Origin of the sequence: Streptomyces sp. V4I2, from assembly GCF_030817655.1 — a bacterium.
In the GTDB taxonomy this organism is placed as follows: Bacteria; Actinomycetota; Actinomycetes; order Streptomycetales; family Streptomycetaceae; genus Streptomyces; species Streptomyces plumbiresistens.
The window spans coordinates 3,375,903-3,400,281 of sequence record NZ_JAUSZM010000003.1 but is presented as its reverse complement, the minus strand read 5'-3'; the positions used below and the strand labels follow the sequence as shown (position 1 = coordinate 3,400,281).

Here is a 24,379-nt window from a genome sequence, read left to right as displayed (position 1 = left end):
AGCTCTCACGCCTTTCGCTGAGCGGTATGGGGGGCAGGGACTCCCGGTTCCCTTACGACGGTCTCTCCGACCGCGTACCGGGCCAACGCCGGCAGCGGGGCGACGCCGCCGGGGACGGCGGTGACCAGGCCGAGCGCGATCAGCTTGGCCAGGGCCTGGTCGACCAACTCTGTTTCCGAGCCCGGCTGTTTGGCGCTCTTGGACCAGAAGCCGCCGTGTTCGACGGCCAGTTCCCGCACCCTGCGCTCCAGCTCACCGCGGCTGACCGCGCCGTTCGCGGCCGCGAGGTGCTCGGCGAGCAGCAAGGTGACGTGGCCGTGGGTGCCTTGCTCGGGCATCCGTACGTCGGTCAGGTCGTCCAGGGGGTCGACCATGGCGATGCCCTCGGCCCGCACCTCCGCGACCAGGCCGGTCAGTTCGGTGATCCGCGCGGTGATGAAGGCGCGCTGGCGGGTGAGGTAGGCGAGCTCTGTGTCGGTCAGCTCGGCGTAGTACAGCACCGGGTCGTCCAGCAGGCGCCGGGTCAGCCGCTGGCGGATGGCGCGGAAGCGTAGTTCGTCGCTGTCCAGGGCGCTCTCGGCGGCCAGCTCGGCCAGGCGGTCCTCGAATCCGTCGGCGGTGATCATCGACGGGCCGCGGCGGGCGGCGAGCAGCCCGGCCAGGACACGGCGCTGGACGTCGTAGAGCACATCGCCCGCGCCGCTGACGTAGGCGTCCTCGTCGCCGGCCACCCGCCGCAGCACTCCGTACCGCATGAGCAGCCGTACCACCGCCGCCAGATCCAGCCGCTCCTCGCGCCGCTCCAGCGTGAACTCGATCCCAGCGGCGACCAGATGGGGATCGGCGGCATCCAGGACCACCTGCTCGGCGAGCCGGCCGAGCGCGATCTGCGCCTCGCCCCGCTCCAGCGCGGCCAGCGCCAGGCACAGCAGCACATAGCGGCGGCGGGTGAAGGGCGCGCGAGCACGGGAGGTCTCGCGGGCCGGATGGGTGGGGTCGGCCAGGGTGCCGGGTGACCTGCCCAGCCGCGCCGCCTCCGCGTCCACCCGCAGAGGCCAGCCGGTGTTGCGGTCGAACCAGTCGCGCAGGTCGCCGGCGTGCTGGCGCACCAGCCGGAACTCCTCGGCGTTCGGGCCGTGCGCGAGCAGCAGCGGCTCCTTCAGCAGCGCGCGGGCGGCCTTGTGGAACTCGGCGGCGCGCCGGCTGTCCAGCACCTCGCCCAGGGGCGTGGTCATCGCTCTTCTCCCGTCGGAGTGTCGTCGACGCGCACCTGACCGGTCCGGGTGAGATCGGTGATCTCGACCAGGTGGTCGGGTCCGCGGAAGGTGCCGCCGGGGGTGCGGACCTCGGCCGTCGTGCCGTCCGCCAGGGCGGTGAGCCGGACCTCCATCGTGCCGTCGTTGCTGGTCGCGGTGGTGGCCGTCATGCCGGGCCGCCAGGTGGACAGGGCGTCGCCGAGCAGCTGAAGGAAAAGACCGAAGGCGAGCGGGTCGAGCTCGCCGAGTGCGGACAACCGCGTGGTGCCGTCCGTCGCGAGGCGGGCGCGGGCGGCCGCGATCTCCTCCGCCTGCTTGGCGGCGAACTCGGCCAGGCGCCTGCGCTGCTCGGACCGGTCCTGTACTCGACGGGTCTTGCCACGCCGTTCGTAGCTGCCGGTGCGGCGCAGCTGCGGGCTGATGCGCAGCGGCTCGGCCTCGGCCCACGGGGTGGAGGCGGCCACCGGGTGGGCGGCGCGCCGGTCGAGGGTGTCGGCGTCGACGGTGAGGTGACGTGCCGGATACAGCCCGAACGCGGCGCGCCACAGCCGGTGCCGCGCCCCGTCGTCGGGGGCCTCGGCGAACCAGCGGGCCAGGGTCCGAAAGTCAGCCGAGCGATCCGAGCGCCCGGCCCGCCGCTCGTTCAACTGGCGCACGACCGCCAGCAGTTGCGGGATCGCCCCAAGTGCGCGCCCACGCAGCAGGCGGGCCTGCGACTCTCGGCCGTCCGCCGACACGAACCAGGCAGCCAGCCCCGCCCATCTGCCGACCCACCGCTCATACGCCCGCGCCTCGGCGCTCTCGGCCTCGTCCGGGGCGGCGTCGGCCGCCTCCCGGGCCGCCGCCAGCCGCAACAGCCCACCGACCCGGCCCTGCTCCTCCAACTCCCCGATGAGCAGGGCGATCCGCCCGCCCAGGGTGATCAGGTCCTGGATGAACCGCTCCAGGTACTGGATCAGGCGGTCTTTGTAGGCGAGGAACACCTCGACCTCCACATCGTGCAGGTCGATGGTGCGCTGCAGGGAGCCCATGAACGCCCGCGCGTTCTCCGCCAGTGCCTCGAACCGGCTCGTGAGCGCGGACAGCGCCAGATGCGTCTTGGCCGCGTCCGGCTCGCCCTCCTCCTGCTCGGCGGCGATCACCAGCAGGGCCCGCAGCTGGGTGACGATGTCGTGCAGGGCCACCGCCTGCAGCGCACCGCGCCGCCCCAGCGCCTCGTCATACGCCGACAGCGCCAGCTCGGCGGCCTCGCCGGCTTGTGTGAGCTGGTAGATGAAGCGCTTGCGGTAGAAGTCCTCGACCGCGGTGACCCGGGAGGTGTCCGGATCCGCCCGCAGATTGCCCCACTCCACAAGGCTGTCCAGCGCCTTGACCACCGTGTCCACGTCGGCGGGCCGGTGCTCCGGCGGCAGCACCGCGAACACGTCCTCGGGCCGCAGATGGACCGCGAAGCGCTCCTTGGCGGCCAGGAACGCGCCCATCACCCGGCGGTACAGGGCGGCGTTGGGCACGGTGAGGTGGGCGAAGGGTGCATACCCGGCCCGTGCCGCTCCGGAAGGCGTCGACATCATCGTCCAGTCATTCTCCCCGACGGACACCCAGCTGGGGCAATCATGGCCTGACATTCACGGAGGGTCCCGCCGGGTGTGGGCTACGCGCCGCATGCGCTCAGCTGACCGCATGTCGCGGGGCTGGCGTCGCCGACGCGGCTTTCTCGGCTACATCCACAAGCTCGTCCGGGGCCTGTTCGTCGAGGACCCGGAGCGGTGGCACTCGCCGTACGTCGAGAAGCCGTGGGTCGCCGCTGTCGACGGCTTCGCGATCGGCGGAGGCGCCCGGCTGCTGCTGGTGTTCGACCATGTCCTCGCCGCGTCCGACGCCTACCTCAGCCTCCCGGCCGCCAAGGAAGGGATCATCCCCGGGGTGGCCAACTTCCGCTTCAGCCGGTACGTCGGGCCTCGGCTGTCCCGCCAGGTGATCCTGGAAGGGCGCAGGATCTGGGCCTCGGAGCCACAGGCGCGGCTGCTGGCGGACGAGGTCGTGGACCCGCAGGAGCTGGACGCCGCCGTCGAGCGGAGCCTGGAGCGCCTCGACGGCGAGGCGCTGCTCGCCAACCGACGGATGCTCAACCTCGCAGAGGAGCCCGCCGAGGCGTTTCGCGCGTACATGGCGGAGTTCGCCCTCCAGCAGGCGCTGCGGCTGTACGGGGAGGACGTCATCCACAAGGTCGGCAGGTTCGCGGCGAGGTCGTCGTGACCGAGGACCGTGTGAGCGGCGACGGCGGTACCGACGACCGCGCCCGGGTGCGGTACGAGGGCGCAGGGCCCTGCCGGGTCGTGGGCCACTCGCTGGGTGGTCTCATCGCGCCGGAACTCCTCCTCGCACGGCCCGAACTCGTCACGCGGGCCGTGCTGATGGCCAGCTGCGGACGAGCGGACGCGCTGATCACCGCGATGTCGGCCGCGGACATCGAGCTGGCCGACAGCGGCGTCAAGATCCCTCCCGCCGTGTCCGCGTACCGGCACGCCCTGCAGAACCTCTCACCACGGACGCTCAACGACGAGGACAGACTGCGGGACTGGCTCGGCATCTTCGGGCTCTCCGCACCCGACCCGTCGACGGTCCGCGCGCGACTCGGCCTCGAAGTCGTCCCGAACCGCCTTCCGCACTACCGGCGGATCGCCCGCCCCTGCCTCGTCATCGGCTTCCAGGACGACCTGGCCGTCCGCCCGCACCTGTCGCGCGAACTCGCCGCGGCCATCCCCGGAGCCGCGTACACCGAGATACCCGGCTGCGGTCACTACGGCCTACCTGGAGCGGCCCGACGCTGTGAACAAGGCGGTCATCGGGTTTCTCACCGGGTGAGGAGATGCCCGTGGGCCCGACGAGCGGGGCACGTGACGAGGCCGGCAGCCACGTCACGTGCCCCGCGAAGAAAGGCCGACGCGAGCGTCGGCGCCCTCGTCGCGCGGTGGACGACGTACACGTTCCTGGGCACGGACGTAGTGACCCCGCCCCGGGCGCGAACCCTGCGGGTGTGCGCCCGATCACACAGGTGTCGCCGATAGGGCGCGACTTTGCCGGGGAACCAGGAAATGCCTCTTGACCTGCGGCAACTGAAGGCAGTGCGGCGCACCCTGGTGGGACTCGAACCTGCCGCCAACCACTGGTTCCTGGCAGGAGGCAGTCATGCGAGGCATGCGGGTTCCCGTTCCTGTCGGCGTGGCATCGCCGCCCCGCGTGCCGTGGTTGGGATCAGGGTCCTGAGGGCTGGGACCGCCGTGCGAGGCGGCTTCTGTCAGGCGGAAATGCTTTCGTAAAAGTCCCCATGTCCCTACGGTGACGCCTTGGAGGCGTGAAAATTGAGAGCGGCGGCCGTCCGTCGACGTCGACCGAGCCTTGGGCCGGGAGCCCGCGTGAAAGTCTGATGCCGGAGTCGGCCCGAGGGGCCATGCACTGTTGCCACGAGCACGCCGTTCAGACTCCCGCTCTCCCCTCCCGCTCCCGGGCGGCCGCTGCCTGTCGGTCCCGGCATGAAAGGGGTGGGTATGGAGGCTGCGGAGCTCGAGACGGCCGAGGGCCTGGTGGAGAGGGTCGCCGCGATCGACGTGGCGAAGACGTCGGGCATGGTGTGCATGCGGCTGCCGCACCCGACCCGGGAAGGCCGGCGCGTGCAGGAGGTCTGGAACGTCGCGGCGACCACGAACGCGGTCCTTGAGCTAGGGGACCGCTTGCTGTGTCAGGGCGTGACCCGGGTGGTGATGGAGGCCACCGGGGCGTACTGGAAGGTGTTCTTCTTCCTGCTGGAGGCGCGAGGGCTGGAGTGCTGGCTGGTCAACGCTCGTGACGTGAAGAACGTCCCCGGCCGCCCCAAGACCGACAAGCTGGACGCGATCTGGCTCGCCAAGCTGACCGAGCGCGGGATGCTGCGACCTTCGTTCGTCCCGCCCAAGCCGGTCCGGCAGCTTCGTGATCTGACCCGTACCCGCACCGTCCTGACCGAGGAACGGACCCGGCACAAGCAGCGCGTCGAGAAGCTGCTGGAAGACGCCCAGGTCAAGCTGTCCACCGTGGCCACCGACATCTTCGGGGTGTCCGGGCGGGCCATGATGGAGGCAATGATCGGCGGCCAGCGGGACCCGCGATTCCTGGCCCAGATGGCCAAGGGCAAGATGACCGCGAAGAAGGACGCCCTGACGCAGGCGCTCACGGGGCAGTTCGAGGAGCATCACGCGTTCTTGTGCCGCACGCTGCTGGACACCATCGACCACCTGACCGCCCAGATCGACAGGCTGTCCGCCCGGATCACCAACGCGATCAGGGACTTGCCCGGACCCGACTGCCCCGATGCCGGCGACGACGGTGACAGCAGCAGGCCGGGGCCGGGGCTGGTGAAGCGACTGGACGCCATCCCGGGCGTCGGTCCGGCCACCGCACAGATCCTGCTGGCCGAACTCGGCCCGGACATGCGGGTATTTCCCACCCCGGACCATCTCGCGTCGTGGGCGAGGCTATGCCCACGCACCGTGCAGTCCGGAGCCAAGCAGTCCTTCGGCCGCACCGGCAAGGGCAACCCCTGGCTCAAGGGCGCCCTCGGCGAGGCGGCGATGGCCGCCTCCCGCACCGACACCTTCCTCGGTTCCCGCTACCGGAGAATCGTCAAACGCCGTGGCCACAAGAAGGCCCTGGTCGCCGTCGCCCGATCGATCCTGGTCATCATCTGGCACCTCATCAACAACCCCGAGACCGAGTACCAAGAGCTCGGCTCCGATCACCACCAGCGTCTGATCGACCCGGCCCGGCGCACCCGCGACCTGGTCCGTCAACTGACCGCGCTCGGACACCAAGTCACCCTCGCCCCAGGCCTCTGACTGCCTGACCCGAACCAACCCGAGCGTCCGTCCGGCACCGGCCGGACGCTCCCGCATGCCCTCAGGATCCTGGATTTTCCGTTCAGGGCTCGTCAGGGAGTCGGTCTGCCTGTTGACCGCAGACGAGAACGGTGAGCGTGCGCACTCTTGGGACTCCTGCAATTGCCTGAGGATGCCCGTTCAACTGCTGACTGTGACGCCTGCCTCGGGGCCGCCGATCGCGCTCTGAACCGGTGCGGCCAAGGCCGCCCCACCGCACACAGCAGAACCGGCCCCGCGGCGGGGTGATGCCTCCGGATGAGGAAGATGGCCAGGAACACCTGTGGCATGCTGCCGTTGTTGCGGCCGTTCTCCAGCAACTGGCCGAGACCGACGCCGAGATCGGGTGAGGAGACGATGATCTCGGCGGCCATCAGCGACCGCCAGGAGAACGCCCAGCCCTGCTTCAGGCCCGCCAGATAGCCGGGGAGCGCCCCGGGCATCACGATGTGCCAGGCCTCGCGCAGCCCGGTCGCGCCCAGGGTGCGCCCGGCGCGCAGGAACAGCGGCGGGATCTGGTCGATGCCCGCGACGAGGCCGTTGGCGATGGACGGGACCGCGCCGAGCAGGATCACGGCGTACATCATCGAGTTGTTCAGGCCCAGCCACGGCACGTCGGGCGGCACCCAGGCCACCGACGGCAGCGACTGCAGACCGGACAGGATGGGGCCGATGGCCGCCCGGACGAACTTCACCCGGGCGACCAGCAGTCCGAGCGGCGTACCGATGGCGAGTGCCAGCAGGAAGCCGAGCAGACCGCGTGAGACGGACGTCCAGATGTAGTCGAGGAGCGTTCCCTGGAGCCAGGCCTCGCGTACCTCGCCCCATACCTCGGACGGCGAGGCCAGTTTGTAGTCGGGGGCGACCTCGGCCCATACCAGTAGCTGCCAGACCACCAGCACCAGCGCGATCGCGGTGACAGGTGGCAGTACCTCGCGGATCAGTGTCTCGCGCGCAGCGGCGTACGGCCTTGGGAACGCCCCTGAGCTCAGGGCGAGTTCGACGTTCTTACCCGCGGTCAGCCACGGAACAGCGTGTGCTCCTGGAACATCAGGACGGGTCGGCCGTCCGTGCCGGTCGAGCCGGTGGAGGGCAGGTCGAGTCCGGCGACCAGGTTGAGCAGGGTGGACTTGCCGCAGCCGGAGGCCCCCAGGAGGGTGACAAACTCGCCCGGTGCGACATCGAGCGTGATGTCGTCCAGCACGAGCCGCTGTCCGCCGGGCGTGCCCGGCGCGGAAAAGGACTTCGAGACGTGCTCGATCCGGGCGGCGTACGTCGCCGCCGTGGCGTCCTTGGCCGTCGTGGCCGTCGTCGTGGCCATGGCCGTCATCTTCTGGGGGTCCTTCGGGTGCGGTGGTCGTTACTCGGCGCCGAGGCCGGCGTCGTCGACCTCGTCCTTGCCCTCGGCCTTGAGGACCTTGTTGAGCGGCCTGAGGTTGTAAATGCCCTTCAGGTCGGGCTTCTCCAGGAGGCCGGCCTTGACCGCGTGGTCCGCCTCGGTGTTGAGGGTCGAGGCCAGCGGGTCGTCCAGGAAGGTGATCGACTTCCAAGCCGGGTCGATGACCTCGGCGGGCAGCGCCTTGCCCGACAGCTCCTCAAGAGCCTTGTTGGCGGAGGCCTTGGCCTTGTCCGGGTTGGCGTTGATCCACTCGTTGGTCTTCACCGAGCCGCGCAGCACGGCCTCGACGACGTCCGGGTGCTCCTTGAGGAAGTCCTGCCGCACGATGATGTTCGTGATCACGAACTTCTTGTCCGGCCACAGGTCGGCCTCGTCGAGCAGCACCTTGCCGCCCTCGGCGACCAGCTTGGACGCGGTCGGCTCCGGCACCCACGCGCCGTCGATGGAGCCGGACTTGTAGGCGTCCGGGGTGACCTTGTTGTCCGTACGGACGACGGAGACATCGCCCCCGCCGCTCTCCGCGTCGACCTTCCAGCCCTGCTCCGCGATCCAGTTGAGGAACGCCACGTCCTGGGTATTGCCGAGTTGGGGCGTCGCGATCTTCTTGCCCTTGACGTCGTCCAGGGACTTGATCTTCGCCGGGTTGACCACGAGCTTCACACCACCGGAGGCGGAACCGCCGATGATGCGCAGGTTCTTGCCGCCCGACTTGGTGTAGCCGTTGATCGCCGGGGACGGGCCGATCCAGCCGATGTCGATGGACCGGGCGTTCAGCGCCTCGATCTCGGAGGGGCCGGCGTTGAAGGTCGAGGCCTTGATCGTGGTGCCGCCGAGCTCCTTCTGGAGCAGGCCCTCCTGGACGCCCACCAGGGCGGTGGCGTGCGTGAGGTTGGGGAAGTAGCCGATCTTCACCTCGTCGGCGGAGAGCTTCTTGGCGTCCGCCGCGACCTCGGTCTGCTTGCTGTCGTCAGTGGCGTCGGATCCGTAGCCGCAGGCGGTGAGCAGGAGGGGAAGCGCTGCTATGACGGCGAAGGTGCGCAGGGTGGCGAGCGGTCTTGCGGCAGACACGGAGGTGTCCTCTCAGGGAAAGAGTTGATCAGGGAGGTGAGGAAAGCACGAGGCGGAAGCCCATGGACGTGCGCCGGCACTCCGCGCGAAGGCCCTCGGCGGCTGGAATGCTGCTGTGGGTTCCCGAGCGGCGGTGTGCGGGGATGAGTGGCGCGCGAGTGGCGCTGCCGGCCGAAAGGTGCTCTGCGGACGGTCTCAGACCGGCCGGCAGATGGCACTGGACGTGCGGCCGAGGTCGATGTGGCGGCGCGAGGTCAGCAGGGGAAGTGACAGGTCTGCGCGGTCGAGCGTTCTCATGGCCACCCCACAGATCCCTAGTTTTCCTACCTGGCTGATAGGGATCGTGGCAGAAGGTGGCGCCCACCCCAAGAGGGTGCTCGCATGGTGGACGTAGCCATCTCGCTCTTCGAGATGGCCCAGTGTGTCAGGGGTTGGCCCAGGCGCTCGGGGTCTCGGTCAGCGCGGACACGTCGGCGGGCAGCCGGGCGGCTGCGACGTCGGCGAGTGACACGCCCTCAAGGATCTCGCGCACGTTGGACCGCAGTGCGACCCACAGGGGGAGCAGTGACTCGGCGGGGCCGGTGTAGGACAGGTCCGGCGGGCGGACCCCGCGCACCGAGACCAGGGGTCCGTCCACGACGCGGATGACGTCGGCGATGCTGATGGACTCGGCGGGTTTGGCCAGCCGGTAGCCGCCGTTGCCGCCGCGCTGGCTGAGTACGAGGCCGCCCCGGCGCATGTCGTTCAGGATGCTTTCGAGGAACTTGTGCGGGATGTCCTGGGCGTCGGCGATGGCCTCGGCCTTCAGCGGCGCGTCGTCCCGTGACGCGGCGAGCTGCAGTGCGGCGCGTACCGCGTAGTCGGCCCTGGCTGAGATCCGCATGCGCTCATTATCCCGTAAGACTTCGGTCGGCATCCACTTCGGGCGGGCCGCCGGGCAGGGGGCCGGTGTCCCCTGTCCGGCGGCCGTGGGCCTCGGGCCGAGGCCGGGGTGTAGTGGGAGGCGTCGTCGCCCTCGATGACGTGGCTGAGGGTGCCGTCGACACCGGCCGGGACGTCGCTCGCGACGGTCACCCGGTGCAGCAGGCGCGGGAGGTCGCCGTAGTCGTCGGGGGCGTAGTGCTCGGTGATGCGGTTGTGGAACAGGACGAGGTCGCCCGGCGTCCAGGACACACGCACGATGTCCTCGGGGCGGGTGACGTAGGACTTGAAGATGCGCACAGGTCGCGGGAGTCAGAGGGGGCCGAGGCCCACGATGCTCTGGGCGAGGCCGAGGTGCCCTCGGAGGGCGATGCCGTACGCGTTGGAGAACTCCCTTCCGGACAGCTCCGCGCCCACCTCGGCGGCGAGCAGCGCACCGTCGCCGGTGTTGACGTTGCAGCCCAGCGCGCCGCTGAGGGACGCGCAGCCGCCCGTGGCCAGGACGACCGCCCCGGCGCGCACCCGATACGGCTGCCCGGCCTGGCGCCGGTGCTCCCTGGCCCCGGCGACCGCGCCGGAAGGGAGTCTGTGCCGGGCCCTGGCCGTCAGCGCAGGGACTGCGCGGCGTAGAGGGCGCCGAGGAGGGTGGCCAGGGCTCCGAGCAGGAGGCGCAGTGCGGTCTCGGGCAGGTGAGGTTGCAGATGTGCCCCGAGGTAGCCGCCGATCAGTCCGCCGAGACCGCAGGCGAGGCCGAGGTGCCAGTCAGGGGCGATGTCGCCGGATCCGGTCAGGGCCAGCAGTGCGAAGGTCGCGGCGCCGGCCACGGAGGTGGCGAAAGTGGAGGCGAGGGCGGCCGGTGCCACCCGGGCGACGGGCATGCCCTGGCCGACCAGGATGGGGCCGATGATGGACCCGCCGCCGATCCCGTAGATCCCGCCGATGACCCCGACGACCAGGGCCAGTCCGGTGACGGCCCGGGGAGAGGGTTCGGCGGCCGAGGTCGGCCGGGCGGGCCGGAGGGTCCGCCCGATGAGCCACAGGCCCAGCGGCATCAGGAGAGCGGCGACCAGGAGGCGGAAGGCGGTGGCCCCCGGCACGGCGAAGACCCGTACCACGGCGCCGATGACCACCCCGGGCAGAGTGCCGGTCACCAGGCGGCGCGTCAGCGGGCCGTGCAGCAGGCCCGCGCGGTGGTAGCGCAGCAGGGCGCCGGGCCCGGCCACCACGTTGTACAGCAGATTGGTGGGTGTGACCGCCGGGCTGGGTACGCCGAGTACGCTCAACTGCACCGGCAGCAGGAACACCGCGCCCGAAACCCCCACCGGCGCGGTCGCCACGGCTATCAGCAGGCCGGCGGCCAGCCCGACCAGCCCCGTTGACCATGTCACGGCAGCTCCCTGAATCGAACGTCCGGCCAGTATCGCCGCCGGGGTCCCGCTGCCCGGCGCAGGGTTCGCTGTGCATCCCAGCAGCGAGGGGCCCTGGCATCAGGTCGGCCGGCTCAGGCATGGGGGGCTGCGGAGTAGGTCTGCGGATTCTGTCCCCGCCCTCACCGCCTCCGGTCAGGCGGGCAGGACGAACGGAGGGTGGGCGCCATTGAGGAAGTAGTCCCCGACATCGCGGAGCCGGTGGGCGACGGGCTCGTTCAAGGTGTGGGTTCGGGCATTGCGCCAGAAGCGGTCCAAGCCCAGCCGCGCGGAGGTGGAGCGGGGACCGATGATGTCGAGGGCGCGGGTGGTGCACTCCTGCGCGGCTCTGGAGGCAGCGGCTTCGGCCATGGCCACGAGGGCGGAGACGTCCGCGTACTCGTCATAGGCGAGGTCCTCGCCGAGTGCCAGCGCGCCCTGCACGGCTTCCATCGCTTGATCGGCGAGTGCGGACGCGGACCGGGTGAGGACGGTGAGTTCTCCGTAGGCGGTCAACACCAGTGGGTCGTGGGCAGTGCCGACCGGCCAGGCGGGGTGCGAGGGAGCCTGGCCCGCCCTGCTGTACTCACGGGCTTCGGCGAGCACTCCCTCGGCCATGCCGAGCAGGAGCTGGACGGAGACGAGATGCCCGGCCGGCGATGCCAGGGCGGCCCGGGGCGACAGGAAGTCCTCGTCCGTGTCCGCGGACAGGGGGCCGAGTACGTCGTCAGCAGCGACCGATACGTCGTCGAACTCCACGCTGCCGCCGGCCGCGAGCCGTTGGCCGAAGGTGTCGACGTCACCGTCGATCCGAACACCGCGACGGGTGGGATCCACCGCGATGGCGAGTGGTTCACCTGTGTCCTCCCGCACGGCGCGCACGGCGAGGCGGTCGGCGACCAGGACCCCGGTGGTATAGCTCTGCCGACCATCCAGCACCAGGCCACGGGAGGTCCTGGCCAGCATCAGAGGAGGCTCCTGACGGGCGAAGCCGCCACCCCAACACCACTCTTCAGCCGCGGACCGCTGCTCTGTCCGCGCCGCCAGAATGGGCTCGGCGAAGAACTGGGCGCTCCACGACAGGAAGTAGTGACAGCCGAGCAGTTGACCGATCGAGCCGTCGGCCGCAGCGACCTCCCGGACGACCGCGTAGGCCGTGGGCCAGTCCGCGCCGCCTCCTCCGGACTCGGCCGGCCCCAGAAGCGTCAGCAGTCCCGCCTCGCGCAGCCGGGACACCTCGTCGAACGGAGCCTTGCCTGCCTGCTCCCTGGTCACCGTGTCCGTGGCCAGGTCGTCCGCCGCCTCGCGGGCCACGCGCAGCCAGTGCGCATGGCCGGGCCCGGTCCGGTCCGATGGCGAGGTGGGGGCGGGCGGCGCGGAGGCAAGGCCCATGGAAGTGGTCTCCTCAAGGTCGGCCGCGGAGCGCGGCGTTGGGGCTCTGCTGCTGGTCGGGCACGTACTTGTAGCCCACGCGCCGCACGGTGACGATCCGGTGCCGGTGGGCCTCGCCCAGCTTGCGGCGCAGGCGGGCGATGTGGACATCCACGGTGCGGCCGTCGCCGATGTGGGCGTAGCCCCAGACGGCGGCCACCAGCTGATCGCGCGAATGGACGTGGTGAGGATGCAGAACGAGATGCGCCAGCAGCGCGAACTCCAGGTAGGTCAGGTCGAGTTCATGACCGTCCACCTCGGCGACATGACGTGCGGTATCGATGCGGACGACGTCGTCTCCCGTGCGCCGGACAAGGTTCGAGTCCGCGGCGGCGATCGGTCGGATCTCAGGCCCCTGCCTGTCCTTGACGAAGAGTTCGGCGGGATCGGTGCCCTCGGGGACGAGCACGAGATAGCCGACGAGCGGCGCGGGCGAGTGTCCCTTGGCACCGCTCTGCGCGGTATCGCCCACCAGGCGAAGTCGGCGCGTGTCGGAAAGCGGCTGATCGTTTGGAGTGGCCTGGGCCGGAAGTGCCGTGGTCATGGCGGTTGTCCCTCAGAAGTGTGTCGGGCCGTCAGACGCAGTTGTGTATTCGCCTGATCGCCTGGAAGGGGGAGCGGAGTGGCACGGGCGAACGTGCGAGCCGCGTGCCTTATGCCTGACAGCAGGCGGCGCTGACGACGTGACCAAAGTCGACATGCCGACGACGAACGAGTCGTTGCTGCTTGCGGGACATGTTCATCATGCTGCGCATCCGCGCTGGATACCGTCAAGGTTTCCCTAGTAATTCGATAGGAAAAGTGGGGAAGGTCTCACAGCCTGAGAGCGACCGCGTCGTTCTGGCGGAAGGCCGGGGCGTTGGTGTGTGCGGGGGGAGGGGGCGGGCGAAGGCGGCGACGGCCCGGCTGTTGGTGGGGGCGCCGAGGGCGATGCGGCGGGGATGAGGGCCACCGAAGGCGGGGTCGATGAGGTGGCAGTCAGCAGGGGAGACGGTGTGGTTCCGCCGGCGCCCGGCGGAACACCCGGTCCAGGTAGGCGCTCTGGGCGCGAAGGGGGGCGAAGTCGGTGCCGCTCGGAGTGCGCGGTTCGGCGAGCACGTCAGGGTCGGCGGGCTCGGCGTACGGCGCGTGACGTGCACCCCCGCCGGACAACTGGGAGGCCCACTCGGCGAGGGAAGGGCCCGGCCGTACGGGACCGTCGATCGTGGAAAACTCGTCGGTGAACATGGTGACGTCCTCGGCCATGGAGTTCATCCGCAACAGCGGCGACTGCTCGTGCCGCCGGATCCGGCCGGAACCGGGCGGGTGCGGGTCGACCGGGTGGATGCGCAACTGCCGCCTGCCGTCCCAGAGTTCGGGGGCATTGGACCGCTATGCGCTCCGGCAGGCCGGTGGCGCGCGGTCCCGCGCCGACGAGAACCAGGACGGCCGTGGAGGGGGCGCTGCTCACCGGTCACCGCCGATCGCGGCGGGGGCATCGGCGGCCGTCGCCGTGCTCAGTCGGGTGCGTACGGCAGACAGGCGACCGCCCAGCCGCTGCAGCGGAGTTGGCGGCAGCGCGCGGGAGTTGCCGCGTGCGTAGTACCGCTCGACGTAGTACTGGCCCGCGCTGAGCACGCTGGTGACCGCGATGTACCAGAGCGTGGCGACCATCAGCAGCGGGATGACCTGGTAGGTCTGGTTGTAGATCAGCTGCACCGAGTACAGCAGGTCGTGCACGGCCAGCACGCTGACGATGCTGGTGCCCTTGAGGGTGCCTATCAGCATGTTCCCGGCGGTCGGCACGATGGAGCGCATTGCCTGGGGGACGACGATTCGGCGCAGGGTACGGTGCCTGCTCAGGCCGAGCGCCTGGGCGGCCTCGGTCTGGCCGGAGTCGACGGAGAGGATGCCGCCGCGCACCACCTCGGCGGCGTAGGCCGTCTCGTGCAGGGTCAGTCCGACGACGGCGGTCAGGGTGGGCCCGAGCAGGTTGACCGTCTTGACGGTGACGAACTCCGGGCCGAAAGGGATGCCGAGCCCGAGCGTCGGGTACAGGGCGCCGATGTTGAACCAGAACAGCAGCTGCACCAGCAGCGGGGTGGACCGGAAGATCCACACGTAGCCCCAACTCAGCGTACGCAGCACCGGGTTGCCCGACAGCCGCATCACCGCCAGGACGGTGCCGAGCAGGAAACCGAGCACCATCACCGCACCGGTCAGCCACAGCGTCAGCAGCAGTCCGTCGAGTACGGCGGCGGTGGTGAAGTACCGCCCCACCACGTCCCATTGGAAAGCCTGGTTGCGGACGACGGAGTTGAGCACCATCGCGAAGACCAGCAGTGTGGCGGCAGCGGTCGCCCAGCGGCCGATATGCCGGCGTGGCACGATCCGCGGCAGGTCGGGGTCGGCGGCACCCGCGCGCTCCGGGGGCTTCGTGGCAGGGACGGATGTGACATCGAAAGGCGTGACCATCGGGAGGCTCTCCGGGGGAGGGGATCGCAGGCGTGGATGACCACCCGGTGGCACTCGTAGGGGAACGCAGCGTCACAGGCGCTACGCGGATACGGTGCGGCCGGGGTTCGGCGTCGTCACATTCGCCGCGTCCCTCAACGCGGCCGGAGAGGCCGCCGCGCGGGGCGGAGCCGATCCGCTATCGATCGTATGTGCCCACAGCACGGATGTGTCAACAACGCGTGGGAGGGGCGGCCGAGGTGGTCCGGCATCCGGGCGCTGCTTGACGAACAGCGCGATGGGCTGCTCAATTGGTCGCATGAATGCCCAGCAGCGCTTGGTCTCGCGCGATCACATCGACTTCGGTCGGGTGTGGTCCGCGGCGTGTTGCGCCTGACTCGGCAGCGGGCCGTCTGACCGGCCCTTCCCTCCCTCGGTAACCCCGTCGCGGGCCGATTTGCCTCTTTGCGCGCGCTGCCGCACCGCTGCTTCTCTCGACACCCGGCGTCGTCACGCCTGCACCGACCTGTCCTTCTGACGGTCCGTCACCCACGCCTCCACGCACAGCCGTTTCCGCCATGCCTGCGTGCGGTCGCTTCCGAAAGGCCACTCCCATGCCCGTGGAATTCCTCGGCATCGCCGCCACCAATGACGGCTCAGAAACCACAGCGCGCTCCGGCGCCGCCTTCGACAAGGAGTACACGCTCCGGCTCGCCCGAGCACACGAGGACCACGGCTGGGACCGGGTGCTGTTCGCCTACGGCTCCGGCTCGCCGGACCCCGCACCGGCCGCCGCGTACATCGCGAGCAGGCTGGACCGCCTCCAGATCCTGCTGGCCCACCGGCCCAACGTCTCGTACCCCACCTTCGCCGCCAAGACCTTCGCCACCCTCGACCAGATCAGCGAGGGCCGGCTGACCGTGCACTTCATCACCGGCGGCAACGACCACGAGCAGGGCCGCGAGGGCGACACGCTCACCAAGGACGAGCGCTACGACCGCACCCGGGAGTACATCCGGATCATCAAGAAGATCTGGACCACCCACGAGCACTTCGACCACGAGGGCGAGCACTACCGCTTCCACGACTTCGTCAGCGATGTCTTCCCCGTCCAACAGCCCCGCCCCAACGTTTCGTTCGGCGGCTCGTCCCCTGCCGCGTACGCCGCCGGAGGCGCCGAGGCCGACATCTACTGCCTGTGGGGCGAGCCCCTGGCGAAGACCGCCGAGCAGATCGAGAACGTGAAGGCCGCCGCGAAGGCCGCGGGGCGCACCGACGTCCCCCGTGTCCAGGTCGCGTTCCGCCCGATCATCGCCCCGACCGAGGAGCTGGCCTGGGCGAAGGCCCACCGCACGGTCGGCGCGATCAAGGCCCGCAAGGAGCGCGGCGAGGCGATCACCAAGCGCCACAACGGGCACGCAGAGCCTCAAAACACTGGCTCGCAGCGGCTGCTCGCCATCGCCGAGTCGGGCGAGCGCTATGACCGCGCCCTGTGGACCCCGACCGCCGCCGCGACCGGAGGCGCGGGCAACTCCAACGCCCTGGTCGGCACCCCGGAGACGGTTGCCCAGGCGCTCCTCGACTACTACGACCTCGGCGTCGACATCCTCTCCGCACGCGGCTACGACCTGCTGGGTGACGCCATCGACTTCGGCCGGTACGTGATCCCGATCGTCCGCGAAGAGGTCGCCAAACGCGACGCGGAACGAGTGGCGCGCGGCACGCAGAACCTCGCGGCGGTGGGCGAGTGACTTCCGTAGCCCAACCACCGTCTTCAGCAGAGTTGACGGTCATTCATGTTCCGGTCTCCGACCCGCGCGTGAGACCCCTACTGCGCGAACTCGGCCACGAGTACTCGACGCGCTACGGCAAGGACGCACACGCCGAGATCTCCCGCTATCCCGACGACGAGTTCACCGAGTCGTACGGCGGTCTGCTCCTCCTGCTGCTGGAGCGCGGTGATCCCGTCGCGGGCGGTGCCTTCCGCCGTTACGACGAGGCCACGGCCGAACTGAAGCGGATCTGGACCCACTCCGCCCGCCGCCGCCGCGGCCTCGCCCGCCGCGTGATCGCCGAGCTGGAGCGCGAGGCGAGTGCCCGCGGCTACCGGCGGATCTACCTGACCACCGGGCCCCGCCAGCCGGAGGCCCGCGCTCTGTACCTGGCCACCGGGTACACGCCGCTGTTCGACACCGGGGCCGATCCGGAATCCATCGGCCCGCTGCCGTTCGAGAAGCACCTCCCTGTCACCGCGCACACCGGAAAGGCCACCGACCTGTGAATCTCCCCGGGATCAGAAGCCGCCTGCGCAGCGCCGCCGTCCTCGCGCTGCTGCCGTTGCTGGCGCTGACCGCCTGCGGCTCCGGTGACACCGACGGCACGGCGGCGGTGGGAGCTCAGGCCTCTCCCGCGCCGACCGACGACCCGGTCGCCGCCGTACGCACGGTGGATTCCGTCGCCGCCCTGCTGCCCGCGGACGTGCGCAAGGCGGGCACGCTGCGCGTCGGAAGCTCGATCGGGTTCCCGCCGGGGGCCTACTACCCGAACGGTACGGACAAGGCGCCCGCAGGTCAGGACATCGACCTCGCCGACGCGGTGGCCAAGGTCCTCGGCGTCGAGCTGGAGCGGCAGGACGCGTCCTTCGAGACGATCCTGCCCGCCCTCGGAAGTGGCAAGTACGACTTCGGCACCGGCAACTTCGGGGTCACCACCGAGCGCCTGAAGACCATCGATTTCGTCACCTATGTCAACGACGGCCAGGGCTTCGCGGTGAAGAAGGGCAACACGGCGCTCGGCGACAAGGTCACCGACCTCACGCAACTGTGCGGGCTGACCATCGGTACCGGCGCCGGCACCACCTTCGAGGCGACCCTCACCGCGCAGAAGGGGGTGTGCGCGAAGGCGGGCAAGAAGCCGTACGACGTGAAGGTCTACTCAGAGAACGCGGCGACTCTCACCGCGCTCCAGCAGGGCCGGATCGACGTGATCATGTCGACGATCAACGGCCTGCGGTACCAGGCGGCACAGTCCGCGTCGCAGACCGCCTTCCTCGGTGAGTTCCACCGCCTCGACGTCGGCTTCGCCTTCAAGAAGGGTTCCCCGCTCACCAAGGCCTTCCAGGCCGCCGTCAATGAGCTGATCAAGGACGGCACCTACGCCCGGATCCTCAAGAAGTGGGGCACCTCCGCCTCCGCGATCGAGACGTCGCGGATCAACCCGCCTGAACACACGTAAGAGTCGAGCAGGGACATCACCATGGCATCCACCACCGACGCCGCCCCGCCCGGCGCGGCCTCTTTGGGCACCCGCCCCGAAGCACCACCCGCCCCCGACGATCCGGCCTCTCTCAAGGTCGTCCCCGCCCGCCACTACGCCCGGTGGGCGGCGGCCCTGGCCGTGATCGTGCTGGTCGCCCAGTTCGTGCACGGACTGGCGAACAACCCTGTGTGGGAATGGGGTGTCTTCCGCGACTACGTCCTGTCCGAGACGATCGTGCAGGCGGTGTGGGTGACCCTCCAGCTCACCGCGTACGCCACCGTGCTGGGCTTCCTCCTCGGCACCGTGCTGGCCTTCATGCGGCTGTCGCGCAGCCCGGTGCTGCAGACCGTCGCCTGGACCTACATCTGGATCTTCCGGTCGATCCCGATGATCGTCCAGCTGGTGTTCTGGTTCAACCTCAGCGCGCTGTACGAGAGGTTGGGCTTCGGCATCCCCTTCGGCCCGGTGTTCTGGTCCGTCGACAGCAACAGCGTCATCGGCACCATGGGTGCCGCGATCATCGGGCTGACGCTGCATCAGGCCGCCTACGCCGCCGAGATCGTCCGGGGCGGCGTCATCTCGGTCGACCACGGGCAACTGGAGGCAGCCGCCGCCCTGGGCATCCCTCGGCTGCGGCAGATCCGCCGGATCGTGCTGCCGCAGGCCATGCGCGCCATCCTGCCCACGGCCGGCAACGAGATCATCGGCCTGCTGAAGGGCACCTCGGTGGTCTACGTGATGTCCATCGGCGAGCTCTTCTACCAGGTGCAGGTCATCTACGGCCGCACCGGCCGCGTGATCCCGCTGCTGCTGGTCGCCACCGCCTGGTACGTCGTCCTCACCTCCCTGCTGTCGGTCGCCCAGTACTACGTGGAGCGCCGCTACGCCCGGGGCGCCAACCGCACCCCGCCGCCCACCCCGTTCCAGCGCGCCCGGCGCTTCGTGCGCACCCTGCGCGCGGCCGCGGCCCAGCGCAACCAGCCCGTCGTACCCCTGAAGACCACTGGACCCCTGGGAGACAGCCGATGAGTCAGGTGATGGTGGACGTGCACGGCGTCCACAAGAGCTTCGGCCCGCTGGAGGTGCTGCGCGGCGTCGACCTGAGGGTGCGCGCCGGCGAGGTCACCGTGATCCTCGGCCCGTCCGGCTCCGGCAAGTCCACGCTGCTGCGCACCATCAACCACCTGGAGAAGGTCAATCGCGGCTGGATCAGCATCGACGGCGAGCTCATCGGCTACCGCCGCGCCGGGGGCAAGCTGCACGAGCTCAAGGAGAAGGACGTTCTGAAGCAGCGCACCCATATCGGGTTCGTCTTCCAGAACTTCAACCTCTTTCCGCATTTGACCGTGCTGGAGAACCTGATCGAGGCGCCTGTCTCCGCGCTGCGTCGGCCGCGCAAGGAGGCGGAGGAGACCGCCCGCCGGCTCCTCGACCGGGTCGGCCTCACCGACAAGGCCGACGCCTACCCGCGCCAGCTCTCCGGCGGACAGCAGCAGCGGGTGGCCATCGCCCGCGCGCTCGCCCTCGAACCGAAGGTGCTGCTCTTCGACGAGCCCACCTCCGCGCTGGACCCGGAGCTGGTCGGTGAAGTCCTCGACGTCATCAAGGACTTGGCCGGCACCGGCACCACCATGATCGTCGTGACCCACGAGATCGGCTTCGCCCGTGAGGTCGCCGACACCGTGGTGTTCATGGACGGCGGAGTCGTCGTCGAGCAGGGGCCGCCCGCGGCCGTCCTGGACGACCCGCACCACGAGCGCACCCGCGCTTTCCTCTCCAAGGTCCTCTGACCGCCCCTCACCCGTTTCACACAAGGAGAACGACCGTGTCCACCACCCTCGCCCGCCGTACCACCGCAGCCGCGCTCGGACTCGCCACCGCCCTTGTCCTCGCCGCCTGCAGCAACCCCACCGACGGCGGCACCACCGAGGTCGCGGACACGTCGGGCGCCAAGACGAAGATCAACATCAGCGCCGACCAGAACCGCATCACCACCGGCAAGGTCGACTCCATAGCCGCCGAGGTCCCGGAGAAGATTCGCAAGAGAGGCACCCTGGAGCTGGTCGCCTCGTCCGGCTCCGCCGCGCCGCTGACCTTCCACGCCACCGACAACAAGACCGTCATCGGCGTTGAGCCCGACATCGCCTACCTGGTCGCAAACGTCCTCGGCCTCAAGCCGCACATCAACACCGTCTCCTGGGAGAACATCTTCGTCGGCCTCGACAGCGCCAAGTACGACGCCGGCCTCAGCAACATCACGGTCACCGAGGAACGCAAGGAGAAGTACGACTTCGCCACCTACCGCGAGGACAACCTGGGCTTCGAGGCGAAGAAGGGCAGCGGCCTGAAGATCACCGGACCCGAGGACGTGGCGGGCAGGACGGTCGCCGTGGGCAGCGGCACCAACCAGGAGAAACTGCTCATCGAGTGGAGCAAGGAGAACGAGAAGGCCGGCCGAAAGCCGGTGAACATCAAGTACTACCAGAACGACAGCGACACCTACCTCGCCCTCCAGTCCGGCCGCATCGACCTCTACCTCGGCCCCAACCCCACCGCCGCCTACCACGCGGCCACCACCGGCAAGACCGAGGTCGTCGGGACCTACTCCGGCGCCGGTGCCACCCTCCAGGGCCTCATCGCCGCAACGACCAAGAAGGACAGCGGCCTGGTCAAGCCGCTCGCCGACGCCCTCAACCACATCATCGACAACGGGACGTACGCGAAGGTGCTGGGGCGCTGGGGCCTGTCCGACGAGGCCGTGACCAAGTCGGAGATCAACCCGCCCGGCCTGCCCAAGACCAACAAGTAGCCGGTCCAGGGCGCGGAGACGCACGGCCTCCGCGCCCTCATCTGCCCCGTGCGAGGCGCGACCGCCCCGGCCCGTCTTCGCATCCGGAGCACGCGCGTCCTGGACAACGCTGTCTGGGCCGCACTGGCCAACCCACACGCCCGCTTGCTTTGCCGAGCGAAGCGAGATGGGGGCACTCCGAAGGCTGGGGGAGGCTACGGGTGCCCGGCGGACGGAGACCAGCGCCGTCTGCACCGACCCGGCGCACCGTGGCCGTGGCCTGGCGACCCGACTCGTACGTGCCGTCGCGGCGGGTGTCCGCGACCGTGGTGACACCCTTTCCTGCACGCCACCGCGACCAACCGAGGGCGATTCGGCTGTACGAGTCGATCGCCTTCACTCTGCGCCGCCGGACGACGATCCCTCTCCTGCGGGTCCGCAGCATCCGCACCGCCGAAGGCGCCATCGCGTTCCCGACACCCGAGGAGGCGCGCGCCCACGCGTGGAGCGACGCGGACCGCGTCCTCGTACAGGACCGCGTCGACACCCAGTTCGTCGGCTCACCGGCCCGGGTGGCCGACCAGCTGGAACAGCTCCAAGAGGCCACCGGTGCGGACGAGTTGCTCATCACGACGATCACTCACGACCACGCCGACCGGGTCCGGTCGTACGAACTGCTCGCGGAGGAATGGCGCCGCCGCGGGTGACTCCTTCGAGGCCGCGCGCCGCGCAGCCGCCACGTCTCGGTCAGCGCGGTTCGAGGCCACGGAGGAGCACAGCCAGTGACTGCTGCGGGCTCTGTCCCGCGGTGTCGACGACGACGCGCTCGCGGTCCCACGGCTCGTACTCCCGATCGACGACCTGCTGCCAGTCCGGCAGGGGCAGATCCGGAATGTCGACCGACCGCGAGGTCACGCGGCGCCGGTGCTCCGCCGGATCGGAGCACATCACTTCCACCTCGACGACCGGCACACCCGCACCGAGGGCCGTGGCACGCCAGGCGGCACGCGTCACGCTCAGCGGATTGACGGATTCCGCGATCACGGTCAGCCCCTGCCCCAGATGCTCCTCGGCCAAGGCGTAACCGACGGCGTACCCCACGGGACCGACCGGGTGCCGGGCCGTCCCGGAACGGACGATCGCCTGCTCGATGGTGTCGACCCGCAGGTGGACCGCACCGATCCGGGCCGCCAGGAGACGGGCGAGCGTGGTCTTCCCGGCACCGGGCAGGCCGCCCATGACGATGAGCACGGGATCATTCCTCCGTCACCTGCCGCGGGAGGTGCTTGCCGCCCCGGCGAACGATTTGCGTGGCCGTCATATCAATACGCCAGGCCGGTGTCCTGCGCCGACCGCGTGCTGCTCGCACCGAACTCGCCTCCGGGCCGGCCCGGTGCTCGGCAGCGCCCGCCCACCGGTCGTCCGGTACTGCGACGGTGACACCTCGCCGGGGCGCGGTACCGTCCGTTACGAGGCCGCCACGAGCTTGTCATACGCAGACAGGAATGCCCGTCGCGCGCATGCCGGTTGCCCTGTGTATGACCATCGGAGTGACGCTCTACTCGACCGCTTACCAGCACCGGATCGACACGACGGTGCAGCTCGCGAGGGAGGCCCACGAGGCTGGACTGCGTTCCGCGTGGTTCGGGCAGACCTTCTCGTACGACTCTCCGTCACTTGCCGCGATCGTCGGCCGCGAGGTGCCCGGGCTGCATGTCGGGACCGCCGCGATCCCCGTCTTCGGCCGCCATCCGCTGCTGGTCTCCAGTCAGGCCCAGACGGCCCAGGCCGCGACCGGCGGCCGTTACCACCTCGGGCTCGCGCTCGGCACCAAGAACCTGACCGAGACCGGCTTCGGCATCCCGTACGAGCGCCCCATCGCCCGGCTCCGGGAGTTCCTCACCGCCCTGCGCCAGCTGGTGGAGACGGGCAGCGCCGACTTCCACGGCGAGCTGCTGACAGCCACCACACCGCTGCCGGCGGCGGTGCCGGGCGCCGAGCCGCCGGTGCCGATCCTGGTTGCCGCCATGGCGCCGCAGGCGCTGCGCGTCTCCGGCGAACTCGCGGACGGAATCCTTCCGTTGCTGGCCGGGCCGCGTGCCCTGGCCGAGCACATCGTCCCGGCCGTCACCGCCGCGGCACAGTCGGCGGGCCGGCCGGCGCCGCGCATCGTGGCGTTCGTCCCCGGCGTGGTCACCGCGGACGCCGAGGCCGTGCGGGAGACCGCGACCGAGAAGCTCGCGTTCTACGAGCAGTTCCCTTCCTACCAGCGCGTCATCGGGCTCTCCGGCGGCACCCGGGCCGCCGATCTGGCCGTGATCGGCGACGAGGAGACCGTCGCCGCCGAGGTGCGGCGTTACCGCGAGGCCGGGGCGACGGAGGTGGTGTTCACCGCGACCGACCTGGGAGGTGAGGCGGACCGGCGCCGCACCTGGAAGCTGCTCGGGGAGCTGGCGAACAGCTGAGGCACAGGACCTCCATCACGAAGCGGCCCGGTACGCACGGGCGTTGCGCACGAACAGCTCGTGCAGATCGCGGACGGCCTTGGGGACGGAACCGGAATGCCGGCGCTGCAGGACCAGCAGTACCTCGGTTCCGTCCTCCGCGAGCGGCCGCACGGTGATCGTGCCTCGCCGTTCCAGCGGGTCGCCGACCACGCTGAAGTCCGGCAGCACCGTGGCGCCCAGTCCCTCGGCGACCATCAGCTTGCCCATCTCCGCGCCATCGGTGGAGTACGAGAAGACCGGTGTCCGGCCGCGGAGCAGACGGTGCAGGAAACGATGCATGACATAGCCGGACCGCATGACGACCAGCGGCTCGGCCAGGAGGCTGTCCGTGTCCACCGCATCCAGGGCCGCCAGCGGACTGTCAGGGCGCACGCACACCACGGGGCGGCCGCGCAGGAGCTCGGTGGTCTCGAAGCCGGGCGGCATGTCGTCGCCCCGGAGGTAGTTCACCAGCCCCAGGTCGAACGCGCCCTCCAGCAGCCCACGGTGGATCTCGCTCTGTTGCACGCCCACCAACTCGACCTGCGTGACCGGGTGTGCGGCCCGGAACTCACGCACGGTCGGGATGACCAGCGGGACAGTGGCCGTGTTGACCGTGCCGAGCCGGACCATGCGGCTGACGCGGTGCTGGTCGTCGGCCGCGCCGCGCAGCCGGTCGACAGCGTCCAGCACACTCATGATGTGCGGCAGCAGCTCCCGGCCCTCGTCGCTGATCTTCGCCCCGGACCGCTTGCGCTCCAGCAGATCCACGCCCAGCTCGCGCTCCAGATTGCGGACGGTCTCGCTGAGCGCGGGCTGGGACAGATGCAGTTCCTCCGCGGCGCGCCGTAGCGAACCGAACCGGGTGACGGCGGCGATGTATTCCAGCTGTTCGATGCGCACGACAGGAGACTGGCGCCCGTCCCGTGGCGAGTTCAAGGGAAACCCTGTCACAACCTCATGAATACCGACTCTCAGGATGTGGAATCACGGCCAGGAATTCTTGACCGGCAGGACTCTCCA

The 24,379-nt window shown here is 70.1% G+C and carries 24 protein-coding genes and 4 pseudogenes; 12 read left to right on the top strand and 16 right to left on the bottom strand.

All coding sequences use genetic code 11. The features are described 5' to 3' along the window. Positions 1 to 5: 5 nt before the first annotated feature. Positions 6 to 1,235, bottom strand: a complete 1,230-nt coding sequence (locus QFZ76_RS16305) for a TIGR02678 family protein (RefSeq protein ID WP_307674423.1) — start codon at positions 1,233 to 1,235, stop codon at positions 6 to 8. Next, the gene (locus QFZ76_RS16300) at positions 1,232 to 2,827 is read right to left on the bottom strand and encodes a TIGR02677 family protein (protein ID WP_307674422.1); all 1,596 of its coding nucleotides are present in this window, start codon (positions 2,825 to 2,827) and stop codon (positions 1,232 to 1,234) included. The genes QFZ76_RS16305 and QFZ76_RS16300 overlap by 4 nt, the downstream gene beginning before the upstream one ends. Positions 2,828 to 2,936: 109 nt before the next feature. Here QFZ76_RS16300 and QFZ76_RS16295 point away from each other — a divergent pair, with 109 nt between their 5' ends. The 3 genes from QFZ76_RS16295 to QFZ76_RS16285 all read left to right on the top strand — a co-directional run bounded on the left by QFZ76_RS16295 (position 2,937) and on the right by QFZ76_RS16285 (position 6,127). Then, complete coding sequence (locus tag QFZ76_RS16295) at positions 2,937 to 3,512, top strand: enoyl-CoA hydratase/isomerase family protein (RefSeq protein ID WP_307674421.1); 576 nt, start codon at positions 2,937 to 2,939, stop codon at positions 3,510 to 3,512. Further along, positions 3,509 to 4,324 (top strand): alpha/beta fold hydrolase, encoded by an 816-nt coding sequence (locus QFZ76_RS16290; RefSeq protein ID WP_307674420.1) that lies wholly within the window; start codon positions 3,509 to 3,511, stop codon positions 4,322 to 4,324. Before QFZ76_RS16295 ends, QFZ76_RS16290 begins: the two co-directional genes overlap by 4 nt. Before the next feature lie 480 nt (positions 4,325 to 4,804). Next, the gene (locus QFZ76_RS16285) at positions 4,805 to 6,127 is read left to right on the top strand and encodes an IS110 family transposase (protein ID WP_307674419.1); all 1,323 of its coding nucleotides are present in this window, start codon (positions 4,805 to 4,807) and stop codon (positions 6,125 to 6,127) included. Positions 6,128 to 6,219: 92 nt separating this feature from the next. Here QFZ76_RS16285 and QFZ76_RS16280 read toward each other — a convergent pair whose 3' ends face one another. The 12 genes and pseudogenes from QFZ76_RS16280 to QFZ76_RS16230 all read right to left on the bottom strand — a co-directional run bounded on the left by QFZ76_RS16280 (position 6,220) and on the right by QFZ76_RS16230 (position 14,845). Then, positions 6,220 to 7,068: an ABC transporter permease gene (locus QFZ76_RS16280; RefSeq protein ID WP_373464305.1), complete on the bottom strand. Its 849-nt coding sequence runs from the start codon at positions 7,066 to 7,068 to the stop codon at positions 6,220 to 6,222. A 55-nt stretch (positions 7,069 to 7,123) separates the two neighbouring features. After that, positions 7,124 to 7,496 (bottom strand): annotated as a pseudogene (locus QFZ76_RS16275) (ATP-binding cassette domain-containing protein); the annotation flags it as partial. Between the two features lie 30 nt (positions 7,497 to 7,526). Next, a complete protein-coding gene (locus QFZ76_RS16270; protein ID WP_307674418.1) occupies positions 7,527 to 8,633 on the bottom strand; it encodes an aliphatic sulfonate ABC transporter substrate-binding protein in 1,107 nt (368 codons plus the stop codon). 195 nt (positions 8,634 to 8,828) lie between these two features. Then, positions 8,829 to 8,930, bottom strand: coding sequence for a putative leader peptide (locus QFZ76_RS51745; protein ID WP_373464518.1), 102 nt, complete (start codon positions 8,928 to 8,930; stop codon positions 8,829 to 8,831). 127 nt (positions 8,931 to 9,057) lie between these two features. Beyond that, positions 9,058 to 9,516 carry an Rrf2 family transcriptional regulator gene (locus tag QFZ76_RS16265; RefSeq protein WP_307674417.1) on the bottom strand — a complete coding sequence of 153 codons (459 nt, stop codon included), beginning with the start codon at positions 9,514 to 9,516 and terminating at the stop codon, positions 9,058 to 9,060. Beyond that, on the bottom strand, positions 9,438 to 9,854 hold the full coding sequence (locus QFZ76_RS16260; RefSeq protein WP_307674416.1) for a TauD/TfdA family dioxygenase: 417 nt from the start codon (positions 9,852 to 9,854) through the stop codon (positions 9,438 to 9,440). The genes QFZ76_RS16265 and QFZ76_RS16260 overlap by 79 nt, the downstream gene beginning before the upstream one ends. A 12-nt stretch (positions 9,855 to 9,866) precedes the next feature. Continuing rightward, positions 9,867 to 10,076 (bottom strand): hypothetical protein, encoded by a 210-nt coding sequence (locus tag QFZ76_RS16255; protein ID WP_307674415.1) that lies wholly within the window; start codon positions 10,074 to 10,076, stop codon positions 9,867 to 9,869. 83 nt (positions 10,077 to 10,159) lie between these two features. Then, positions 10,160 to 10,942, bottom strand: coding sequence for a sulfite exporter TauE/SafE family protein (locus QFZ76_RS16250; RefSeq protein ID WP_307674414.1), 783 nt, complete (start codon positions 10,940 to 10,942; stop codon positions 10,160 to 10,162). A 174-nt stretch (positions 10,943 to 11,116) separates the two neighbouring features. Further along, positions 11,117 to 12,352, bottom strand: coding sequence for an acyl-CoA dehydrogenase family protein (locus QFZ76_RS16245; RefSeq protein WP_307674413.1), 1,236 nt, complete (start codon positions 12,350 to 12,352; stop codon positions 11,117 to 11,119). A 13-nt stretch (positions 12,353 to 12,365) separates the two neighbouring features. Beyond that, positions 12,366 to 12,935, bottom strand: a complete 570-nt coding sequence (locus tag QFZ76_RS16240; RefSeq protein WP_307674412.1) for a winged helix-turn-helix domain-containing protein — start codon at positions 12,933 to 12,935, stop codon at positions 12,366 to 12,368. 455 nt (positions 12,936 to 13,390) lie between these two features. After that, positions 13,391 to 13,841 (bottom strand): annotated as a pseudogene (locus tag QFZ76_RS16235) (FAD/NAD(P)-binding protein); the annotation flags it as partial. Continuing rightward, positions 13,838 to 14,845, bottom strand: a complete 1,008-nt coding sequence (locus QFZ76_RS16230; protein ID WP_307674411.1) for an amino acid ABC transporter permease — start codon at positions 14,843 to 14,845, stop codon at positions 13,838 to 13,840. The pseudogene QFZ76_RS16235 and the gene QFZ76_RS16230, both read right to left, overlap by 4 nt. A 593-nt stretch (positions 14,846 to 15,438) precedes the next feature. Between QFZ76_RS16230 and QFZ76_RS16225 the strand changes: the two genes are divergently transcribed. The 8 genes and pseudogenes from QFZ76_RS16225 to QFZ76_RS51735 form a co-directional block, all read left to right on the top strand. Then, complete coding sequence (locus tag QFZ76_RS16225) at positions 15,439 to 16,575, top strand: LLM class flavin-dependent oxidoreductase (protein WP_307674410.1); 1,137 nt, start codon at positions 15,439 to 15,441, stop codon at positions 16,573 to 16,575. Beyond that, positions 16,572 to 17,105 carry a GNAT family N-acetyltransferase gene (locus tag QFZ76_RS16220; protein WP_307674409.1) on the top strand — a complete coding sequence of 178 codons (534 nt, stop codon included), beginning with the start codon at positions 16,572 to 16,574 and terminating at the stop codon, positions 17,103 to 17,105. The genes QFZ76_RS16225 and QFZ76_RS16220 overlap by 4 nt, the downstream gene beginning before the upstream one ends. Further along, a complete protein-coding gene (locus tag QFZ76_RS16215) occupies positions 17,102 to 18,058 on the top strand; it encodes an ABC transporter substrate-binding protein (protein ID WP_307674408.1) in 957 nt (318 codons plus the stop codon). Before QFZ76_RS16220 ends, QFZ76_RS16215 begins: the two co-directional genes overlap by 4 nt. Before the next feature lie 21 nt (positions 18,059 to 18,079). After that, the gene (locus tag QFZ76_RS16210; RefSeq protein ID WP_307674407.1) at positions 18,080 to 19,111 is read left to right on the top strand and encodes an amino acid ABC transporter permease; all 1,032 of its coding nucleotides are present in this window, start codon (positions 18,080 to 18,082) and stop codon (positions 19,109 to 19,111) included. Further along, entirely contained in the window at positions 19,108 to 19,872 is a 765-nt protein-coding gene (locus QFZ76_RS16205; RefSeq protein WP_307674406.1) for an amino acid ABC transporter ATP-binding protein, read from the top strand. The genes QFZ76_RS16210 and QFZ76_RS16205 overlap by 4 nt, the downstream gene beginning before the upstream one ends. Before the next feature lie 35 nt (positions 19,873 to 19,907). Next, on the top strand, positions 19,908 to 20,891 hold the full coding sequence (locus QFZ76_RS16200; protein ID WP_307674405.1) for an ABC transporter substrate-binding protein: 984 nt from the start codon (positions 19,908 to 19,910) through the stop codon (positions 20,889 to 20,891). A gap of 166 nt (positions 20,892 to 21,057) precedes the next feature. Further along, positions 21,058 to 21,162 (top strand): annotated as a pseudogene (locus tag QFZ76_RS51740) (hypothetical protein); the annotation flags it as partial. 139 nt (positions 21,163 to 21,301) lie between these two features. Then, positions 21,302 to 21,577 (top strand): annotated as a pseudogene (locus QFZ76_RS51735) (LLM class flavin-dependent oxidoreductase); the annotation flags it as partial. A gap of 40 nt (positions 21,578 to 21,617) precedes the next feature. Here the strand turns inward: QFZ76_RS51735 and QFZ76_RS16190 are convergent. Further along, positions 21,618 to 22,121 carry an AAA family ATPase gene (locus tag QFZ76_RS16190; protein ID WP_307674403.1) on the bottom strand — a complete coding sequence of 168 codons (504 nt, stop codon included), beginning with the start codon at positions 22,119 to 22,121 and terminating at the stop codon, positions 21,618 to 21,620. Between the two features lie 254 nt (positions 22,122 to 22,375). Here QFZ76_RS16190 and QFZ76_RS16185 point away from each other — a divergent pair, with 254 nt between their 5' ends. Continuing rightward, entirely contained in the window at positions 22,376 to 23,335 is a 960-nt protein-coding gene (locus QFZ76_RS16185) for an LLM class F420-dependent oxidoreductase (RefSeq protein ID WP_373464304.1), read from the top strand. Between the two features lie 15 nt (positions 23,336 to 23,350). Here QFZ76_RS16185 and QFZ76_RS16180 read toward each other — a convergent pair whose 3' ends face one another. Next, positions 23,351 to 24,259: a LysR family transcriptional regulator gene (locus tag QFZ76_RS16180; protein ID WP_307674402.1), complete on the bottom strand. Its 909-nt coding sequence runs from the start codon at positions 24,257 to 24,259 to the stop codon at positions 23,351 to 23,353. Between the last annotated feature and the right edge of the window lie 120 nt (positions 24,260 to 24,379).

Bases quoted from the DNA above. Each gene is read 5' to 3' on its own strand.
- QFZ76_RS16225 (WP_307674410.1), top strand. From the start codon at position 15,439: ATGCCCGTGGAATTCCTCGGCATCGCCGCCACCAATGACGGCTCAGAA.
- QFZ76_RS16265 (WP_307674417.1), bottom strand. From the start codon at position 9,516: ATGCGGATCTCAGCCAGGGCCGACTACGCGGTACGCGCCGCACTGCAG.
- QFZ76_RS16240 (WP_307674412.1), bottom strand. From the start codon at position 12,935: ATGACCACGGCACTTCCGGCCCAGGCCACTCCAAACGATCAGCCGCTT.
- QFZ76_RS16210 (WP_307674407.1), top strand. From the start codon at position 18,080: ATGGCATCCACCACCGACGCCGCCCCGCCCGGCGCGGCCTCTTTGGGC.
- QFZ76_RS16305 (WP_307674423.1), bottom strand. From the start codon at position 1,235: ATGACCACGCCCCTGGGCGAGGTGCTGGACAGCCGGCGCGCCGCCGAG.
- QFZ76_RS16245 (WP_307674413.1), bottom strand. From the start codon at position 12,352: ATGGGCCTTGCCTCCGCGCCGCCCGCCCCCACCTCGCCATCGGACCGG.
- QFZ76_RS16300 (WP_307674422.1), bottom strand. From the start codon at position 2,827: ATGATGTCGACGCCTTCCGGAGCGGCACGGGCCGGGTATGCACCCTTC.
- QFZ76_RS16205 (WP_307674406.1), top strand. From the start codon at position 19,108: ATGAGTCAGGTGATGGTGGACGTGCACGGCGTCCACAAGAGCTTCGGC.
- QFZ76_RS16285 (WP_307674419.1), top strand. From the start codon at position 4,805: ATGGAGGCTGCGGAGCTCGAGACGGCCGAGGGCCTGGTGGAGAGGGTC.
- QFZ76_RS51745 (WP_373464518.1), bottom strand. From the start codon at position 8,930: ATGAGAACGCTCGACCGCGCAGACCTGTCACTTCCCCTGCTGACCTCG.
- QFZ76_RS16185 (WP_373464304.1), top strand. From the start codon at position 22,376: ATGCCCGTCGCGCGCATGCCGGTTGCCCTGTGTATGACCATCGGAGTG.
- QFZ76_RS16230 (WP_307674411.1), bottom strand. From the start codon at position 14,845: ATGGTCACGCCTTTCGATGTCACATCCGTCCCTGCCACGAAGCCCCCG.
- QFZ76_RS16295 (WP_307674421.1), top strand. From the start codon at position 2,937: ATGTCGCGGGGCTGGCGTCGCCGACGCGGCTTTCTCGGCTACATCCAC.